This window comes from Vibrio sp. V09_P4A23P171 (assembly GCF_963875615.1).
Lineage (GTDB): Bacteria > Pseudomonadota > Gammaproteobacteria > Enterobacterales > Vibrionaceae > Vibrio > Vibrio anguillarum.
On record NZ_CAWNMR010000033.1, the window covers coordinates 38,458 to 58,132 of the forward strand.

General features: G+C 45.9%; 17 protein-coding genes. 3 read left to right on the top strand and 14 right to left on the bottom strand.

Features of this window, described 5'->3' with window-relative positions:
* Window positions 1–64: 64 nt before the first annotated feature.
* The 4 genes from serS to AACT23_RS10805 form a co-directional block, all read right to left on the bottom strand.
* Complete coding sequence (gene serS, locus AACT23_RS10790) at window positions 65–1,372, bottom strand: serine--tRNA ligase (RefSeq protein WP_094128848.1); 1,308 nt, start codon at window positions 1,370–1,372, stop codon at window positions 65–67.
* A 102-nt stretch (window positions 1,373–1,474) separates the two neighbouring features.
* Window positions 1,475–2,824 carry a replication-associated recombination protein A gene (locus tag AACT23_RS10795; RefSeq protein ID WP_026028684.1) on the bottom strand — a complete coding sequence of 450 codons (1,350 nt, stop codon included), beginning with the start codon at window positions 2,822–2,824 and terminating at the stop codon, window positions 1,475–1,477.
* Between the two features lie 30 nt (window positions 2,825–2,854).
* A complete protein-coding gene (gene lolA, locus AACT23_RS10800; RefSeq protein WP_026027187.1) occupies window positions 2,855–3,457 on the bottom strand; it encodes an outer membrane lipoprotein chaperone LolA in 603 nt (200 codons plus the stop codon).
* Between the two features lie 190 nt (window positions 3,458–3,647).
* Window positions 3,648–4,304, bottom strand: coding sequence for a YecA family protein (locus AACT23_RS10805; RefSeq protein ID WP_094128851.1), 657 nt, complete (start codon window positions 4,302–4,304; stop codon window positions 3,648–3,650).
* A gap of 62 nt (window positions 4,305–4,366) precedes the next feature.
* Between AACT23_RS10805 and dusC the strand changes: the two genes are divergently transcribed.
* Complete coding sequence (dusC, locus tag AACT23_RS10810) at window positions 4,367–5,323, top strand: tRNA dihydrouridine(16) synthase DusC (RefSeq protein WP_088718024.1); 957 nt, start codon at window positions 4,367–4,369, stop codon at window positions 5,321–5,323.
* A 101-nt stretch (window positions 5,324–5,424) separates the two neighbouring features.
* Here dusC and AACT23_RS10815 read toward each other — a convergent pair whose 3' ends face one another.
* The 4 genes from AACT23_RS10815 to yfbV all read right to left on the bottom strand — a co-directional run bounded on the left by AACT23_RS10815 (window position 5,425) and on the right by yfbV (window position 8,995).
* Window positions 5,425–6,219: an ABC transporter ATP-binding protein gene (locus tag AACT23_RS10815; RefSeq protein WP_010319725.1), complete on the bottom strand. Its 795-nt coding sequence runs from the start codon at window positions 6,217–6,219 to the stop codon at window positions 5,425–5,427.
* Window positions 6,216–7,160 carry an ABC transporter permease gene (locus tag AACT23_RS10820; protein WP_094128854.1) on the bottom strand — a complete coding sequence of 315 codons (945 nt, stop codon included), beginning with the start codon at window positions 7,158–7,160 and terminating at the stop codon, window positions 6,216–6,218. Before AACT23_RS10820 ends, AACT23_RS10815 begins: the two co-directional genes overlap by 4 nt.
* A gap of 59 nt (window positions 7,161–7,219) precedes the next feature.
* A complete protein-coding gene (locus AACT23_RS10825) occupies window positions 7,220–8,185 on the bottom strand; it encodes an ABC transporter substrate-binding protein (RefSeq protein ID WP_013856501.1) in 966 nt (321 codons plus the stop codon).
* A gap of 357 nt (window positions 8,186–8,542) precedes the next feature.
* Window positions 8,543–8,995: a terminus macrodomain insulation protein YfbV gene (yfbV, locus tag AACT23_RS10830; RefSeq protein WP_013856500.1), complete on the bottom strand. Its 453-nt coding sequence runs from the start codon at window positions 8,993–8,995 to the stop codon at window positions 8,543–8,545.
* A gap of 348 nt (window positions 8,996–9,343) precedes the next feature.
* Here yfbV and AACT23_RS10835 point away from each other — a divergent pair, with 348 nt between their 5' ends.
* Together AACT23_RS10835 and pta are read left to right on the top strand one after the other, a co-directional pair.
* Entirely contained in the window at window positions 9,344–10,540 is a 1,197-nt protein-coding gene (locus AACT23_RS10835) for an acetate kinase (RefSeq protein ID WP_013856499.1), read from the top strand.
* 172 nt (window positions 10,541–10,712) lie between these two features.
* Entirely contained in the window at window positions 10,713–12,857 is a 2,145-nt protein-coding gene (gene pta / locus AACT23_RS10840; RefSeq protein ID WP_013856498.1) for a phosphate acetyltransferase, read from the top strand.
* Between the two features lie 79 nt (window positions 12,858–12,936).
* On the opposite strand, the gene AACT23_RS10845 is transcribed toward pta, so the two are convergent.
* The 6 genes from AACT23_RS10845 to AACT23_RS10870 form a co-directional block, all read right to left on the bottom strand.
* The gene (locus AACT23_RS10845; RefSeq protein ID WP_029388200.1) at window positions 12,937–13,887 is read right to left on the bottom strand and encodes a glutathione S-transferase family protein; all 951 of its coding nucleotides are present in this window, start codon (window positions 13,885–13,887) and stop codon (window positions 12,937–12,939) included.
* A gap of 180 nt (window positions 13,888–14,067) precedes the next feature.
* Window positions 14,068–15,060: a murein tripeptide/oligopeptide ABC transporter ATP binding protein OppF gene (gene oppF / locus AACT23_RS10850; protein WP_094128857.1), complete on the bottom strand. Its 993-nt coding sequence runs from the start codon at window positions 15,058–15,060 to the stop codon at window positions 14,068–14,070.
* The gene (locus tag AACT23_RS10855) at window positions 15,057–16,028 is read right to left on the bottom strand and encodes an ABC transporter ATP-binding protein (RefSeq protein WP_010319733.1); all 972 of its coding nucleotides are present in this window, start codon (window positions 16,026–16,028) and stop codon (window positions 15,057–15,059) included. Before AACT23_RS10855 ends, oppF begins: the two co-directional genes overlap by 4 nt.
* A 22-nt stretch (window positions 16,029–16,050) precedes the next feature.
* The gene (gene oppC, locus AACT23_RS10860) at window positions 16,051–16,953 is read right to left on the bottom strand and encodes an oligopeptide ABC transporter permease OppC (protein ID WP_026028150.1); all 903 of its coding nucleotides are present in this window, start codon (window positions 16,951–16,953) and stop codon (window positions 16,051–16,053) included.
* Window positions 16,954–16,968: 15 nt separating this feature from the next.
* The gene (oppB, locus tag AACT23_RS10865; protein ID WP_013856495.1) at window positions 16,969–17,889 is read right to left on the bottom strand and encodes an oligopeptide ABC transporter permease OppB; all 921 of its coding nucleotides are present in this window, start codon (window positions 17,887–17,889) and stop codon (window positions 16,969–16,971) included.
* 118 nt (window positions 17,890–18,007) lie between these two features.
* Complete coding sequence (locus tag AACT23_RS10870; protein ID WP_141195557.1) at window positions 18,008–19,639, bottom strand: ABC transporter substrate-binding protein; 1,632 nt, start codon at window positions 19,637–19,639, stop codon at window positions 18,008–18,010.
* Window positions 19,640–19,675 lie beyond the last annotated feature (36 nt).

Sequence of the window (19,675 nt, forward strand, 5' to 3'; positions counted from 1 at the left end):
ACTATTGATGCATAAAAAAACCGACTCGCAAGTCGGTTTTTTTACTGTGTTTAACGCATCATGATTAACCGATGTGCGTTGCGCCACCCATGTATGGTTGCAGTACGCTAGGAACGGCAATACGGCCATCGGCTTGTTGGTTGTTTTCCAAAATGGCTACCATAGTACGGCCCACAGCAAGGCCTGAACCGTTCAGCGTATGCACAAGCTCAGGTTTATTACCGCCTTTGCGACGGAAACGGGCTTGCATACGACGCGCTTGGAAATCCCACATGTTTGAGCAAGAGGAGATCTCACGGTATGTACCTTGCGCAGGAACCCACACTTCGAGATCGTAAGTTTTGCGAGAGCCAAAGCCCATGTCACCTGCACACAACACCACTTTACGGTACGGCAGTTCAAGCAATTTCAGCACGTTTTCCGCATGACCGGTTAACTCTTCCAGCGCCGCCATTGAATCTTCTGGGCGCGTGATCTGAACCAATTCGACTTTATCAAATTGGTGCATACGGATAAGACCACGTGTATCGCGACCATACGATCCCGCCTCAGAACGGAAACAAGGTGTATGAGCCGTCATTTTCAATGGCAGATCGGCTTCGTCAGAAATGGTGTCACGCACCAAGTTCGTTACCGGTACTTCAGCCGTTGGGATAAGAGACAGTTTACGTGGCTCTTCATCATTCACTTTTTCAGTTAGTGGCTCAGTATGGAATAGGTCTTGACCAAATTTAGGTAGCTGACCAGTACCAAACAGGCTGTCAGCGTTGACAAGATAAGGGACATACATTTCTGTATAACCATGTTCTTGTGTGTGCAAGTCCAGCATGAACTGAGCAATCGCACGGTGCAGACGAGCAAATTGGCCTTTCATCACGATAAAGCGAGCGCCAGTAATTTTAGTCGCACTAGCAAAATCTAAACCACCGGCCATTTCGCCAAGATCAACGTGATCTCTGAGCTCAAAATCGTAAATTTTAGGTTCGCCCCAACGAGAAACTTCTACGTTGTCATTTTCATCTTTACCGTCAGGAACCGATTCATCTGGTACGTTGGGTACAGACATAGTAATCGCATCCAATTGTGCTTGGATGTCATTCAACTGCGCTTTTTTCGCGTCTAAGTCACTGCCTAGAGAGCCGATTTGTAGCTTGACTGCTTCTGCGCCCGCTTTGTCGCCGGCGGCCATTTTTTGGCCAATTTCTTTGGAGATGGAGTTGCGCGAGGATTGTAAATTTTCAACTTCTACTTGAATGGACTTACGTTGTTCTTCAAGTTGACGAATTGTCTCAACGTCGAGTTTGAAACCGCGACGCGCTAATTTTGCAGCTGTTTCATCCAGCTCAGTGCGAAGTAATTTAGAATCCAGCATTGCTAATCCTATGCTTTTAGTTATGAAAAACGCGTCTGCATCCCTTTCTAATAAGAGCGACGCGTAGAGAAAATTGAACCCGACAAAGATAACGAAAAGAGACTATTTTTCATAGCGCTTTTGTGGGCTTTTTGCATCTAAACTAGCCAAGTAATCTAACTTTTCACCAATTTTGGTTTCTAACCCTCGATTTGTTGGCTGGTAGTAGCGTGTATCGCTCATTTCAGGCGGCAAATAACTTTCGCCAGCCGCGTAAGCTCCCGGTTCATCGTGGGCATAGCGATATTGTGCTCCATAACCAAGATCTTTCATCAAACTGGTTGGTGCATTACGCAAATGAGGCGGCACCTCATACTCTGGCAAATTATGCGCATCAGCTAAGGCTTGCTTCCACGCGCTATACACGGCATTACTTTTGGGCGCGCACGCTAAATAGACAATCGCTTGTGCAATAGCACGTTCACCTTCCGCAGGACCAACGCGGGTAAAACAGTCCCAAGCGGCGAGCGCCACCTGCATGCCTCTTGGGTCGGCGTTGCCGACATCTTCCGAAGCTATCGCCAATAAACGGCGAGCGATATAAAGTGGATCGCAGCCTGCTGCGATCATTCTGGCCGACCAATACAGCGCCGCATCGGGGTTGGAACCTCGAATCGATTTATGCACCGCAGAGATAAGGTCGTACCAAATATCGCCTTTATTATCAAAGCGCGACACTTTTTCGCCTGCCACTTCGGCCAACAGTTTGAGCGTAATGAGCTTTTCACCTTGCGCATTCTCTTCGGCCATGTCGTACAGCAGCTCAAGATAATTGAGTGACATGCGCGCATCACCATTGACCAATTCAGCCAAACGTTCGAGCACGTTATCCATAAACTGCGCTGCAACTTTACCTAAACCGCGATCGGCATCGTTGATTGCTTGATTGAGCGCCAGCAAAATTTCATCGCTAGCCAGCGAGGTTAATTTGTACACCCGAGCACGAGATAGCAAAGCGTTGTTGAGTTCAAAAGAGGGATTCTCTGTCGTGGCACCAATGAAAGTCACAGTGCCATCTTCAATGTGTGGCAAAAAGGCATCTTGTTGAGATTTATTAAAACGATGCACTTCGTCTACAAACAAAATAGTACGTCGACCCGCCATTTTATTTTCGCGCGCTTTTTCAATGGCAGCACGGATCTCTTTAACGCCAGAAGTCACCGCAGAAACACGTTCAACCTCTGCATTGGCGTAATTCGCCGCCACTTCAGCCAAGGTCGTTTTACCCGTACCGGGCGGCCCCCACAAGATCATCGAATGAATATGACCAGCCTCTAATGCACGCCGCAAGGGTTTACCCACACCTAAAATGTGCTGCTGGCCAATATACTGCTCAACCGTCTGAGGGCGCATTCTCGCGGCCAACGGACGGAAATCTTCATCACCCGAAAAATCTAAGCTGTAGTTACCCACACTATAATTGCTCACGCCTTAGTCCCTATCTCAATTACGTTGATCATCAACCTCGACACCTTGCGGGATCTGGAACGTGAAACGCGCTTTGGCGGCCGGTGTTAGTTGTACATCGCTAAACGTAAACAGACTCTTCTGCCCATCTTGTTCAATCACGTTAAAACCTTTCACGATCCCTTTCTCATCAATCGCTATCTGAAACTGCCCTTGGTTTGAATCTACCGCGGTTGGCGTTAGGGTGAAATCATCACCGTTTTGTGCAACCTTGTAGTGATCCCAATCACTGGCGCGATTACGAGTCAGCAACACAAAAGGAGTTTGTTCCGTCGCTTGTTCTTGATTATAAATACTCACTTGTTCGATAAATGGACTGTAATACCACAAGGTTTTACCATCAGACACCAGTAAGTTTTCATCAGGAGCGGTCGTTTGCCAACGGAAAAGGCTTGGCCGAACAATATCAACTTTCCCCTGACCTTCCATCACAATATCACCTTCAGGGCTGATCACTTGCTGGGCAAAGGTAGCGCTAAAACCAGCGTTCAGCGCGAGGCGTTGGCTCAACTCCTCTTTTGGCGCAGCCAAAACAGCGACAGAAAAACTACACAGCAACAGGGCTAACACTCTTTTCATGATTACCACACTCCATGGATAACAATTTTTTGTCTATAACGTTTTCTATAACGTTTATTGATAAGGCCCTCTTCTCTTAAGAAGCGTTCGCTTATCAGAACAACTTATGTATCAGAATAACTCGTTTATAAGGGCTTATTTGCTTAGGTTTGTCAGCGTTTTGTTGAGATTAAACCTCAGGCGGCGTACTTTACTGGCCACAGCACTGTTTGAATTTTTTGCCACTGGCGCACGGACAAGGATCATTGCGTCCAATCCCTTTAAATGGGTTAACCCGCTGCGTTTTCATGCCGAGCATTAATTCATCAGCCATTAACGCCACTTCAGTGATCATGACATCCAACTGCTCAGCAAAATCACTCAAACTGGGTGGTGTTGCAAAACCCGCTTCGCTCATCTGCTGCTGTGTTTGTGTTTCATCGATGGCTAACATGAAGGTGGTCAACAAAGCTTGCAGCATGCGCAGGCTGCCATCACCAATTTGAGTCTCTAACCATTGCGGTTCAACGACTGGCCAGACGCTCATAAACCCTTCAGCAAAATCAGCCCACTGAGTCGCATTATCTAGCAAGGCTAACGCCGAATATTCGCTACGTTTGAGCAAGTTATATTGCAGATTAATTTGCGCCATCACCGCTGGTTCAAGTGCTTTGACTTGCTCCCCCACTAAAGGTTCTAACCAAGTTGTGGGTTCTAACGGCTTAGTGGCGAAATTGGATGCCAAAATAGCCCCTTCAAAAAAATGAGCGGATTGAGGAGCTGATTGAGGAAGAGAGAGCAATGAGTAGGTCATGAAAATCTGTACAGTTAAAATGGTTGACCAAGGATTATATACCAACTCTTGCATTTAGTGACTTTTGATTCGGTAACCACTACAATCTCGCCTCGAATTTTTAAGGCGAAATGATGATGCGTGTAATTTTGGGCCCAATGGAGGGTGTGCTAGACCACTTGATGCGTGAACTGCTCACCCAGATGAATGATTACGATCTGTGCGTGACTGAATTTGTGCGTGTCGTTGACCAATTATTGCCTGACCACGTTTTTTATCGCCTTTGTCCTGAACTGAAAACAGGCTCAAAAACACAAGCAGGTGTTCCCGTGCACGTTCAACTGCTCGGCCAAGAGCCACATTGGATGGCAGAAAATGCCGCACGAGTTGCTGAATTAGGCGCGCACGGCATTGACTTGAATTTTGGTTGCCCAGCGAAAACGGTCAACAAACACAAAGGCGGTGCGGCGCTGTTACAACATCCGGAATTGATTTATCAAGTGGTAAAATCATGCCGAGATGCGGTACCGAAAGCGATCCCTGTTTCGGCTAAAATCCGCTTAGGTTGGGAAGACCCTAACGACTGCTTTGAAATTGTCGATGCGATTGAACAAGCTGGAGCAAACGAGCTCACAGTTCATGCCCGAACAAAAGCGGGCGGTTATCGCGCCAGTGAAATTAAGTGGGATTACATTAATCAGATACGCCAGAAGACGTCTCTGCCTCTGATCGCTAATGGCGAAATTTGGAACTATGACGATGGTCAAGCCTGTATTAAAGCGACGGGCGTAGAGTCATTGATGGTTTGTCGAGGCGCATTCAACGTTCCCAATTTAGGCAATGTGGTCAAACATAACCATAAAGTGATGCCTTGGCATGAAGTGGTTGATCTGCTCCTGCGCTATTCGCAATTTGAAATTAGAGGCGATAAAGGCTTTTACTATCCCAATCGAGTCAAGCAATGGTTTACCTACTTGCGTCAAGAATATCCTCAAGCTAACGAGCTATTTCGCGAAATCAGGACCTTCACCAAATCGGAACCTATCGTGGAGCACATTCAGCGTTACCGTGATCGGTTACAAAACACGTTGTGATGCGTTTTCTTCAGGCTTTCTCAACCTCACGCCGAGAAAGCCTGTTGCTGCTTAGTCAACCACTGTGTTAACTAACCCTCTGTGATAACGAAATAAAACCATTAACTGAGTAGAAGGCTATCATCTGCCAGCTCTTCGCCTCGAACTTTCGAAAACATTTCCAGTAGATCAGGCACTTTCATATTGGCACGCTGCTCACCAGACACATCAAGAACAATTTCACCTTGGTGAAGCATCACTGTGCGATCACCACACGCTAAGGCATCTTTCATCGAGTGCGTTACCATCATCACCGTCAAGTTAAATTCTTTGACGATTGTTTTGGTCAAATCAATGATAAAGGCCGCCATTCTAGGGTCCAGAGCCGCAGTGTGCTCATCAAGCAGTAACAATTTACTGTCAGATAAAGTTGCCATCACTAAGCTAACCGCTTGACGCTGCCCACCAGACAGTAGGCCGATATTATCGCCTAAACGATCTTCTAATCCCAAACCAAGGATAGCGATTCGCTCTTGAAACAACTTGCGACGTGATGAAGAAAGTGACAGCCCCCACCCTCGGCGCTTGCCGCGCATGTAGGCTAAAGCCATATTCTCTTCAATGGTTAAATCGCCACATGTACCGGCAAGTGGGTCTTGGAACACGCGAGCGCATAAACGTGCACGCTGATCCACGCTCTGGCGCGTGACATCGACTTCATCGATGAGTACTTTGCCTGCCATCATGGGCGTTTCGCCCGTTACAGCACCTAGTAAGGTCGATTTCCCTGCACCATTTGAGCCAATCACAGTTAAAAATTGATGTTCAGGTACTTCGAGGTGAACACCTCTTAACGCTCTATTTTCTAAAATTGTGCCAGGGTTAAACGTGACTTGAATATCTTCTAAACGAATCATAATGTTTCTCCTGACGCTTTATCCTGCTTAGCAACAACCGACTTCTGAGTAGGAGAATTACCCTTTTTTGCTTTGAAGTTCCTTTTCATTTTTGGCGCAATCAGTGCAATGGCCACCAGCACAGCGGTAACTAAGTTGAGATCAGACGCCTGCAAACCGAACATGCCCGAGCTCAAAGCAAAGGCGACCGCTAAACGGTACAGCACTGAACCGACGATGACCGCCAGCACTGCAACCCAGATCCGGCGACCAGGGATCAACGTCTGCCCCAAGATCACAGCGGCAAGGCCAACGACAATCGTCCCTACGCCCGAAGTTACATCAGCAAAACTGTTGGTTTGCGCAAACAGTGCCCCAGCAAAACCGACAAAACCATTCGATAACGCAAGAGCAAAATAGGTATAAAACGAGGTGCTTCCGCCTTGTGCTCTCACCATGCGGGCATTAACACCCGTAGCACGCAGTCCAAGTCCAAAGTCACTGTTTAATAATCGCACCACAAACCAGGCCGAAATCAAGACCAATACACCCACGACCAGCGGGCGAATGTAAACCGAGTCACCCATGGCTTCAAAAGGCGTAAGAATGGTCTCCTCCCCAAGCAGAGCAATATTGGGACGTCCCATAATACGAATATTGATGGAGAAGGCGGCAATCATGGTGAGAATCGACGCCAATAGATGTAAAATACCGCAGCGAACCGCAAGAAATGCAGTCACCCAACCGGTAAAGGCACCCGCAAGTATTGCCATTCCTGTAGCTACCCAAGGGTTAATACCTGCCACAATCGCTGTTGCGGCCACCGCAGCGCCCATCGGGAAGCTGCCGTCAACGCTTAAATCGGGGAAATCAAGGACACGGAAAGTGAGGTAAACACCCAATGCCACTAATCCGTACAGCAGCCCTATCTCTAGAGCGCCAAAAAAAGCAAAAGCAGACATAACAACTCCTTTCTCTGCTTAAACAGAGCTAAAGCCTTCGCTCTAGCTCTGAATGGTCTTTATTTTACGCTCGTAGCACGATCAAGTACTGACTGAGGAATAGTTACGCCCAGTTTTTCCGCTGCGGTTTTGTTGATCATTAAATCAGACCCTTTGGCCACTTTAACATCCAGTTTACCCGGTGCTTGGCCTTCCAAGATAGCGACAACATAGTCCGCGGTTTGTACGCCAATTTGGTAATAATCAAAGCCAAGGCTAGCAATCGCTCCGCGTTCAACATAAGAGGTTGCTGCGCCAAATACTGGGGTCTTAGCTTGGTTTGCCGAAACAATCATCCCTTCAATCGCACTGGCGACGGTATTATCAATCAAGGCATAGATAATGTCTGATTTTGAGGCAATCGCCTGTGTCGCAGTTTGTACGTCTGCGCTTTTTAAGGCTGTCGCTTCAATAAGTTTAATGCCATGTTTTTGAGTGCTCGATTTAAGCAGTTCCATCAAGCTCACTGCATTAGCCTCACCGGGGTTATACACTACACCGATAGATTTCACGTTTGGCATGATCTCTTTGATCAGCTCAACGTGCTGTTCAACTGGCGATAGATCAGAAAGCCCGGTCACGTTTTTACCCGGTTGCTCAAGTTTTTTCACCAATTTAGCACCGACAGGATCGGTCACCGCCGTGAACACGACAGGAATAGTTTTGGTTGCAGAGACGAGCGCTTGCGCCGTGGGGGTTGCGATGCCGACTAACACATCAGGATTTTCCCCGACAAATTGGCGCGCAATTTGAACAGCAATGGCTGGGTTGCCTTGCGCAGTTTTAAAATCAAAATCGAGATTTTTGCCTTGTTCATAACCTTTTGCTTTTAAACCATCAAGTAAACCTTGTCTGGTTGCGTCTAAAGCTGGGTGCTCAACAATTTGCGATACGGCGACTTTCGCTGTTTTGGCCATGATGCTTGTGGAAGAGAGTAATACTGCTCCTGCAAAAACGGCGGTAACAATGGCTTTGCCTGCTTTCATCTTAACTCCTTGATTTAAGCATTATACCCTTCCTACTTAAAGCGGTAGCATGCTAGCAAATGCGCTCATCCCGTTAAACACAGTTAACCTGTGCCACATTAGGATTCATCCCATTGCAGATTGCTTACAACTTCATATTGTTTGGGTATACATGTTGGATGTTGTGTTTTTAATATTTTTATGTACGCGCACTGAGCGTCGCTGACAACATTATTACCAGTAACTCAGGCTAAAGGGAAGTGAGGTTTAACAGTAAAGTAACAAAAAGAGAGATAAGAATAAGGCGAAAGTTGAATAACAAAGAGGAGTTCACTGCGGAAGTCCTCTTTGCCTTTTATTCACATGCTACCTGGGTGGCTAGAACCAGCGTTCTAACGCGGCGTCATCTAACTGACGGAATGCTCGGTTGAGGATAGCAGCCAGCTCTTTGTATCTCGGCTTCGCTTTGATTGGCTCTAAAGCAAAACCAGTATCGACAATCTTCTGGTACAGCTCTCGGTACCACCCAGCAAGCGAAGGTGGAAGTTGGGTATTGGCGCGGTTTCCCAGCCACCACATACCTTGTAGCGGTAAGCTTATGGCAAAAAGTGCCACTACCACTGCTTGGGGCATCGCCTGTGTATTTTCAAAAACCATCTGTGTCAGTACACTGATTGCGGCGATAGCTGGCATAGCCTTAACGCCAAAACGCGTGGCTTTAATGATCCGTTGCTCAGGAAAAATGAGGCCTAGCTCTTTGCGCACAGGCCAAACATCCATATATTTCTGACCATCTTTCAGGCTGTGAACGATTCCAACTTTGTTATTCATAGCGCGCCCTCACTCTCGATGCTGCCCATTCAACTAAAAAATAGTTTAATGATTCAACTAATCTAGTAAAAAATTGATAGAAGTTAATATTATTTCAATTTTTTTTTGTTATATTGGCCCATTATCGCTATTCTTTGCGAGCCCTCAATCTCATTGTTGCCGTTATTTACAATTTAGGCAACTCCGAGATGAAATCTGCAAGGAATGCATCGACGACTTTACGTTAAAAGCCCCGTCTCATTATACGGAAATTCAAGTTTTATTGACCAAGATTAGTAGCGCTCCACAACGGTTCTACTATTCTTGTGAATGATTTTTATCCTAACCGATTATTACAGGTAGTCACACATGTCTAAGCTAGTTTTAGTTTTAAACTGCGGTAGTTCTTCTCTTAAATTTGCTGTTGTCGATGCAGAAACAGGTGCTGAGCACCTATCAGGTCTTGCTGAATGTCTTCACCTTCCTGAAGCACGTATCAAGTGGAAACTTGACGGTAAACACGAAGCGCAACTAGGCGAAGGTGCAGCGCACGAAGAAGCACTCGCGTTTATGGTTGAAACTATTCTTGCTTCTAAGCCAGAGCTTAAAGCTAACCTTGGCGCTATCGGTCACCGTATCGTACACGGTGGTGAGCAGTTCACTCAATCTGCACTTATCTCTGATGATGTACTGAAAGGTATCCAAGACGCTGCAACCTTTGCACCGCTTCATAACCCAGCACACATCATCGGTATCGAAGCCGCTAAGAAAAACTTCCCTGAGCTTCAAAACGTAGCTGTGTTTGATACTGCGTTCCATCAAACTATGCCTGAAGAGTCTTTCCTATACGCTCTTCCGTACAATCTATACAAAGAGCATGGTATCCGTCGTTATGGCATGCATGGTACTTCACACTTATTCATCACTCGTGAAGTTGCAGGCCTACTCAACAAGCCAGTTGAAGAAGTTAACATCATCAACTGTCACCTAGGCAATGGTGCTTCTGTTTGTGCGATCAAAAACGGTCAATCAGTTGATACTTCAATGGGTCTAACGCCGCTTGAAGGTTTGGTGATGGGCACACGTTGTGGTGACATCGACCCTGCAATCATCTTCCACCTGCACGATGCACTGGGTTACTCTGTTGATCAAATCAACACTATGCTAACCAAAGAGTCTGGCCTACAAGGCTTAACTCAAGTGACTTCGGATTGCCGTTTTGTTGAAGATAACTACGGTGAGAAAGAAGAAGCGACTCGTGCAATGGACGTGTTCTGCCACCGCCTAGCAAAATACGTGGCTGGCTACACAGCAAGCCTTGACGGTCGCCTAGACGCTATCGTCTTCACTGGTGGTATCGGTGAGAACTCAGGCCCTATCCGTGAAATGGTACTAAACCGTTTGGCTATCTTCGGTATCGAAGTCGACAGCGCAGCAAACCTAAAAGCACGTTTTGGCGGCGAAGGTGTGATCACAACGGCAAACAGTCGTATTCCAGCTATGGTTATCTCGACCAATGAAGAGCTAGTGATTGCTGAAGATACTGCTCGTCTGGCAGGTCTTTAATTGACTTTCTGGCTAACTCTCTGAGTTAGCCAGTTTTTTACCGGGGCTCAACCCTTAGTTTCTAGCGATTTAGGTCAGCAGGCTTATTTCCGAAGAAGGTCATGTTGGGCTTTGTTCCTTTTTCAATCTAGTTTCGGTTAGATTGATTTCAATAGTTTGAGGTACTCTACTCATGTCCCGTACTATTATGCTTATCCCTATCAGCGCTGGTGTTGGTCTTACCAGCGTGAGCATGGGTGTCCTTCGCGCCATGGAGCGTAAAGGTGTTAGCGTTTCTTTTTATAAGCCTATTGCACAACCTCGCTCGGGTGGCGATCAACCTGATCTCACTTCAACGATTATCGGTCGCAACAGCGACATCAGCATTGCAGAACCGATGATGATGTCAGCGGCAGAAACGTTGATCGGTAGCGAAAAGATGGATGTGTTGCTTGAAACCGTCGTTGAGCGTTACAACCACATCAATAAAGATTCTGAAGTAACACTGATTGAAGGCCTTGTGCCAACACGCAAACACCCATTCGCGAACCAAGTGAACGCAGAAATTGCCAAAACACTGGGCGCAGAAATTGTGTTTGTCGCGACACCGGGAACGGACAACCCAACTCAGTTGAAAGAGCGTATTGAAGTTGCGTGCTCAAACTTTGGTGGAACAAAAAATAAAAACATTTCAGGTGTTATTATCAACAAGCTTAATGCCCCTGTTGATGAAGCAGGCCGTACTCGCCCTGACTTATCAGAAATTTTTGATGATGCAGATAGCGCGAAACAAGCCAATTTAGAAGTGATGCAGATTTTCAACACTAGCCCAATTCGTGTGTTAGGTTGCGTGCCTTGGAGTATCGATCTTATCGCGACTCGTGCTATTGATATGGCCAAACACCTGAAAGCTGAAATCATTAATGAAGGTGAAATTAAGTCTCGCCGTATTAAGAGCATCACTTTCTGTGCGCGTTCTTTGCCACACATGATTGAGCACTTTAAGCCAGGGTCACTCTTAGTGACATCGGCCGATCGTCCTGACGTGATTGTTGCCGCCTCTCTGGCTGCAATGAATGGCGTTGAAATTGGTGCGGTACTGCTGACTGGCGGTTACGATATGCCACAAGAGATTGTGAACCTATGTAAACCAGCCTTTGAAAGCGGATTGCCTATTTTTAAAGCACAAGGTAACACTTGGCAAACGTCACTCAACCTACAAAGCTTTAGCCTAGAAGTTCCAGCTGACGATAAAGAACGTATCGAGTTCATCAGCGATCATGTTGCTAGCCACATCGATGGTCCTTGGATTAATTCGCTCACTGAAGGCACGCAAGGTATTCGTCGCCTTAGCCCGCCAGCATTCCGTTACCAGTTAACTGAGTATGCTCGTCGTGCAGGTAAACGTATTGTGCTTCCTGAAGGGGATGAACCACGCACAGTGAAAGCGGCATCTATTTGTGCTGAGCGCGGTATTGCGACTTGTGTTCTACTTGGTAACCCTGATGAAATCCGCCGCGTTGCTGCGCAGCAAGGTGTTGAGTTAGGTGCTGGCGTTGAAATTATCGATGCTGACTCAGTGCGCGAAAACTACGTCGCTCGCTTGGTTGAGCTGCGTGGTTCAAAAGGCATGACGGAAGTTGTGGCTCGTGAAAAACTGCAAGATTCAGTATTCCTTGGCACAATGATGCTTGAAGCGGATGAAGTTGACGGTTTGGTTTCTGGTGCGGTTCATACCACAGCCAACACCATTGTTCCTCCATTCCAAATCATTAAGACCGCGCCAAATGCCTCGATTGTATCCTCTATCTTCTTCATGCTATTGCCTGATCAAGTGTTGGTATACGGCGACTGCGCCATCAACCCAGATCCAAATGCTGAACAGCTTGCTGAAATTGCGATTCAATCGGCCGATTCTGCGGCGGCATTCGGCATTGACCCGCGCGTGGCGATGATTTCCTACTCGACGGGTGAATCAGGTAAAGGTGCTGATGTAGATAAAGTGCGTGAAGCGACGCGCATTGCTCAAGAGAAACGTCCAGATCTTATTATCGACGGTCCTTTGCAATACGATGCTGCAATCATGGAAAACGTGGCGGCTTCTAAAGCACCAAACTCTCCAGTCGCTGGTAAAGCAACGGTATTTGTCTTCCCTGACCTAAACACAGGTAATACAACTTACAAAGCGGTACAACGCTCAGCAGACCTTGTTTCTATCGGTCCAATGCTGCAAGGCATGCGTAAACCAGTAAACGATTTGTCTCGCGGTGCATTGGTTGACGACATTGTTTACACAATCGCGTTGACGGCGATTCAAGCAAGCCAAGAAACAAAATAAAATTCTTAGCTTAACTTGCTGATTAAAAGGCTCTTATGTATCACATAAGAGCCTTTTTTATAGCACACTTCCACCCTCGTTATAACCCAATAAAGCCGCGCTCATGGGGCGTATCAAGATCAAGATCCGGCCCCTTAGGTACCACTTGCGTTGGGTTAATGCCGATATGGCTGAAATAATAGTGGCGTTTGATGTGGTAAAAATCGGTCGTTTGTTTGATACCATCGATTTGGTAAAGCTCTTTTAAGTAACCGCTTAAGTTCTCATAATCGGCGATACGCTGTTTATTGCATTTAAAATGCCCGACGTAAACAGCATCAAAACGGATAAGTGTAGTGAATAAACGCCAATCCGCCTCGGTGATCTGGTTACCGACCAAGTAGCGATACGTCGCTAAATGATTGTTGACCTTATCTAATGCCGTAAAGAGTGCATCATAAGCATCGTCATAGGCCTCTTGCGTGGTCGCAAACCCACATCGATAGACGCCATTATTAATATTGGGGTAGATATACGCATTCCATTCATCGATAGCTTTGCTGAGTGCTTGCGGATAGTAGTCTTGCTGATTACCCGTTAACTCATTAAATGCACTGTTAAACATGCGAATAATCTCAGAAGATTCATTGCTAACAATAGTATTGGTCTTCTTATCCCACAGCACAGGTACAGTTACTCGCCCTGAATAATCTACCTTTGCTTTGGTGTAGATTTGGTGGAGTTTGGTATAGCCGAACAGAGGTTCAGGAATACCAAAAGACCAGCCTTCACTTAGCATGTCAGGACAAACGACCGTAACATCAATGTGTTCGGTGAGTGATTTGAGTTGGCGAAAAATCAATGTACGGTGAGCCCAAGGGCATGCCAAAGAGACATACAAATGATAACGGCCCGATTCTGGTTGAAATCGTGCATCTGGCTGGCTGTCGACCCAGTGTCTGAATCCTGCGTCTTCGCGTACAAAATGCCCAGCGCTGCTTTTGGTGTCATACCAAACATCGTGCCAGACGCCTTCAACTAATTTTCCCATGATCTCCACTCCTCATTCCGATGACTTTTTTATTATAAGTAGGATAGAAAATGGTAAAACCGGAGGAAGTTGTCCTTGTTATTCAGAAATTTTGAACAGTGCGATTTACCCCGCTAAGCGCACAGATAAAAAAAGCGCGACCCAGAAATTCGTCGCGCTTAAGCCTGTCACAGGCTAAATTTAGAGCTCGACATGCAAACAAGACACAGCATGTTCACCACTACCTTTAATCTGCGGTTTTTGCTGTGCGCAAATTTCCGTCGCTTGAGGACAGCGGGTACGGAAAACACATCCAGAAGGCGGGTTAATTGGCGAGGGTAAATCCCCTTCTAGCATCTGAATTTTCTTAGCACGCTCCAGTTTTGGATCTGGAATTGGCACAGCCGACATCAAAGCTTTGGTGTAAGGGTGTGATGGATTCGCAAACAACGCCTCCGAGGTGCCAAGCTCGACCGCATTGCCTAAATACATCACGAGTACACGATCAGAGATGTGTTTCACTACCGATAAATCATGGGCAATAAAAACCAAACTTAAACCAAGCTCATTTTGCAGCTCTTTGAGCAGGTTAACCACCTGCGCTTGGATTGAAACATCCAAAGCAGAAACTGGCTCATCACAGATGATCATTTTCGGTTTTAAAATGAGCGCACGGGCAATACCAATACGTTGACACTGACCACCAGAGAATTCATGGGGATAGCGGTTAATGACGTTCGGCAATAAACCGACTTTTGTCATCATCTCTTTTACACGATCCTTTACTTCTTGCTTCGAAAGTTCTGGATAGAAGGTTTGAAGTGGCTCTGCAATAATATCGCCAACCGACATTCTTGGGTTCAATGACGCCAGTGGGTCTTGGAAAATCATCTGAATTTGCTTACGGGTTTTGCGACGCTCAACCTCATGCATTTTCGTCAAATCATTTCCTAGCCACACCACTTCACCCTCGGTGGCTTCGACTAAACCAATGATCGCTCGCGCAAAAGTAGACTTTCCGCAACCTGATTCGCCTACTACACCGAGAGTTTCACCCTCATATAGGCGCACATTAACGCCATCTACGGCTTTTAGGTTGGATGGTTTAGACCACGGCCACGCGGATTTAGAGGCAATGTTGAAGTGAACTTTGAGGTTCTTTACATCCAGTAATAATGGTTTTTGTTCGCTCATTTAACCCAAGCCTCCCAATCAGAAAAACAGGCACGTTGGCGACCATCGGCAAATGGCAATAAAATAGGTGCTTCACGTTTACAGCGTTCTGTCACTCGGTGGCAGCGCTCTTGATAAGGGCAACCCGGTGGCAATCGTAGCAAGTTAGGTGGGTTTCCAGGAATTGTTGGTAATATTTCACCTTCCGTATCCAAACGAGGAATGGCTTTTAATAAACCTTCAGCGTAAGGGTGACTCGGGTTGTAGAAAATCTCATCCACAGAGCCATATTCCATCGTACGCCCTGCATACATTACCAATACTTTGTCACATGAACCCGCAACCACACCCAGATCATGGGTGATCATGATAATAGCGGTATTGAATTCGCTTTTGAGTTCATTCAACAAATCCATAATTTGGGCTTGCACCGTTACGTCCAATGCGGTGGTGGGTTCATCGGCAATCAGTAACTTAGGCCGGCATAACAACGCCATTGCAATCATAACGCGTTGACGCATACCACCAGAAAACTCATGCGGATACATGGTAATTCGCTTACGCGCTTCGGGGATTTTAACCGCCTCTAGCATACGTACCGACTCTTCAAACGCAGCCGACTTGCTCATTCCTTTGTGCAGCATCAGCACTTCCATCAACTGCTCGCTGACCTTCATATAAGGATTCAGTGACGTCATTGGATCTTGGAAGATCATCGCAATTTGTTCAGCGCGCACTTTGTTCAAGGCTTTTTCTGGCAAATTGAGGATCTCTTTCCCTTCAAATTTTGCGCTACCCGTGATAATACCATTTTTGGCAAGTAGGCCCATAATAGCGAACACGGTTTGCGATTTACCAGAGCCAGACTCCCCTACGATACCGAGGGTTTCGCCTTGCTCCAGTGAAAAAGTTAAATCGTTGACAGCAGTAACAATACCATCTTGAGTGGTAAATTCGACCCGCAGATCTTTGACATCTAATAAGCTCATTATTGCTTCCTTAATCTTTTAATTATCGGTCTTTAGGATCAAGCGCATCGCGCAGACCATCACCGACATAGTTAAAGCAAAACAGGGTGACCACCATGAACGCGGCTGGGAAAGCAAGTTGCCAAATAGCGACTTCCATTGTTTGTGAACCTTCTTGTAGAAGTGCTCCCCAGCTTGTCATCGGCTCTTGAACACCAAGACCAAGGAAAGATAAAAATGACTCTGTCAAAATCATACTTGGGATCAACAGCGTCGAATAGACCGCTACAATACCCAACACGTTTGGCACAATATGACGTGTAATAATTTTCCAGTTGCTGACGCCACACACATGCGCCGCTTCAATAAACTCTTTGCTGCGTAGGCTCAAGGTTTGGCCACGCACAATTCGCGCCATATCAAGCCATGCAATTGCACCGATAGCGACGAAGATAAGCACGATATTGCGGCCAAAAAACGTGACCAACACAATAACAAGGAACATGAAAGGAACAGCGTATAGAATCTCCAAAATACGCATCATAATGCGGTCTACTTTACCGCCAATGAAGCCCGACGCCGCACCATAAAGTGTGCCGATCAGAACAGCAACCAACGCGCCCATTACGCCAACCATCAACGAAATTCGCCCACCCACTAAGGTACGCACATACAAATCACGCCCAAGGCTATCGGTGCCGAACCAATGATCCGCATTGGGCCCAACGTGCATTGAATACCAGTCCGTATTGTCATAGGTATACGGGGCCATCATCGGTAGTACGATCACCGCAAGGGTCATCATCGTCAAAATACACAAACTGACCATTGCCGCTCTGTTACGCATAAAGCGAATTCGCGCATCTTGCCATAAGCTGCGGCCAGCTATTTCTAAGTTTTCAGAAAACTTCTCAACCGCGGCTAGGTTTTCTCTTTTCGTTAACATAACCATACGTCCCTGTTAGTAGCGAATTTTCGGGTCAATGACCGCAAGCAAAATATCAACAATGGCGTTGAAAAGAATAAATAGGAAACCAATTAAAATGGTTACACCCATCACCAATGAGTAATCGCGGTTAAATGCAGCGTTAACAAACAGCTTACCGATACCCGGTAGACCGAAAATCGTTTCAATCACCACAGACCCCGTAATAATACCGACAAACGCAGGCCCCATGTACGACACAACAGGCAGTAAAGCAGGCTTCAAAGCATGGTTAACAACGATATAGGGATAACTCAATCCTTTCGCGCGTGCCGTGCGAATAAAGTTACTGTTGAGTGTTTCTATCATTGAGCCACGGGTGATACGGGCAAAGGTGGCAATATAGAGCATCGACATACCCAGCACTGGCAGTACTAAATATTGGAAACTTCCATCTAACCAACCACCAGCTGGGAATATTTTCCAATGCAAGGAGAAGAGATAAATTAAAGCTGGGGCGAGAACAAACGACGGCATCACCACGCCAATCATTGCCGTCGACATGATGGTGTAGTCAATCCAAGTGTTGTGTTTTAGTGCGGCAATCGTACCGATGGAAACACCCGCGATAACAGTAAAAATAAAAGCGATAAAGCCGACTTTTGCCGAGACAGGCAAGGCAACGGCGATCAATTCATTCACCGTATAATCTTGGTATTTGAATGATGGGCCAAAATCACCTTGCAAAATATTGGTCAAGTAGGTGAAGTATTGCTCAGACACGGGTTTGTCTAAGCCATATTTGGCTTCAATGTTGGCCATCACTTCCGGTGGTAAAGGACGTTCGCTTGAGAATGGGTTACCAGGAGCGAAACGCATGAGAAAGAAAGATACCGTGATCAACACCAACATGGTTGGTATCGCTTCCAATATCCTTTTTGCGATGAATTTAAGCATAAACTCACTCTTTCAGTCTGTGACAATGAAAATTAGAAAGACGCTGCATGTAAATTACTATCTGAAGATAGCTACATGCAGTGTCTAAGTCGTTATATTTTTATCAGCGTAAGTGGACTTACTTTGCTGTGATATAAAGATCTTTTGAGTAGATCTTATCTTCCGCATTATTCACCGGGAAGCCGCCTACATTAGGAGATACTAAACGAGATTTAACATACTGATAGATAGGGGCAATTGGCATATCTTTAGTTAATTGCTTTTCAGCATCCAGATATAGCTTAGTGCGCTCTTCTTCTGAGGTTGATTTCAACGCTTTATCAATAATTGCATCGTATTCAGCGCTTTGGTAGTGCAAACCACCCGTGGTGTTATTGCTCACCATTAAGGTTAGGAATGAAGACGCTTCATTATAGTCACCACACCAACCAGCACGTGCCACTTCAAAGTTACCTTGATCTTTAGAATCTAGATACGTTTTCCACTCTTGGTTCTCTAATACAACGTCAAGACCTAACGTTTTTTTCCACATAGAACCCAGTGCTACAGCGATTTTCTTGTGGTTTTCCGATGTATTGTAGAGGAGGCTGAATTTCAGTGGGTTGTCTTTATTAAAGCCCGCTTCAGCTAACAATTTTGCCGCTTCTGCATCGCGCTCTTTTTGCGTCATCTTGCCGTATGCTGGCATTTGAGGATTAAAGCCAGCCGTAATTTCAGGTGTTAAGAAATAAGCTGGTTTTTGGCCTTGACCTAAAATCGCATCACTCACAATATTACGGTCGATAGCGTAAGAAATCGCTTTACGTACGCGAACGTCGTCAAATGGTGCTTTTTTGGTATTAAAAATGTAGTAGTAGGTACATAGGTTACCCTGAATCGATACTGATTCCGGGTGTTCTTTCTTCAGACGCTTGAAGTGCTCTGTTGGCAATTCATTGGTGAAATCGATTTCGCCTGATAAGAAACGGTTCATTTCTGATACTTGGTTTTCAATAGGCAGGAAGGTAACTTTGTTAATGACTGTTTTATCATTGTCCCAGTATTGCTCGTTACGCTTTAGTACTAAACGCTCATTGACAACCCATTGATCAACAACGTAGGCACCGTTACCAACAAAATGCTCAGGCTTGGTCCATTGGTCACCAAACTTTTCTACGGTTGCTTTATGAACGGGTTTCACGGTTGTATGGCCCATCATCATGACGAAATAAGGCACAGCATCTTCAAGCTCAACAACGAGTGTATGGTCATCTTTAGCTTTAACGCCAAGTTCACTTTTGTCTTTCGTTCCTGCGATAATCTCTTTGGCATTTTTCATCTTGGTATATTCCATATACCAAGAATAAGGAGAAGCCGTTACAGGGTCGACGGCACGCTGGAAGCTGAAAACAAAATCACCAGCCGTGACAGGATCACCATTTGACCATTTTGCATTTTTGCGCAAATGGAAAATAAAGGTTTTGTTGTCTGCGGTTTCCCAACTTTCTGCGACACCAGGAATGGTTTTACCATCCGCGTCTTGGTTTACAAGCCCTTCCAATAAGTCACGAATTACGTGCGACTCAGGAACACCTTGGGATTTGTGAGGATCGAGTGTGGCGACTTCAGTACCGTTACCGCGAACGATTTCCTGAACTTTGGCCAATTTGGTTCCGGCTGGAACATCAGCCGCGAGAGAAAAAGTAGAAGTGGCAGCCACTGCCATACCCGCCCCTAGAAGAAGGGCTTGGGTGATTTTATTTTTATACATGCATAAACTCCAAGTTTTTATTTTTGCATCCATGAC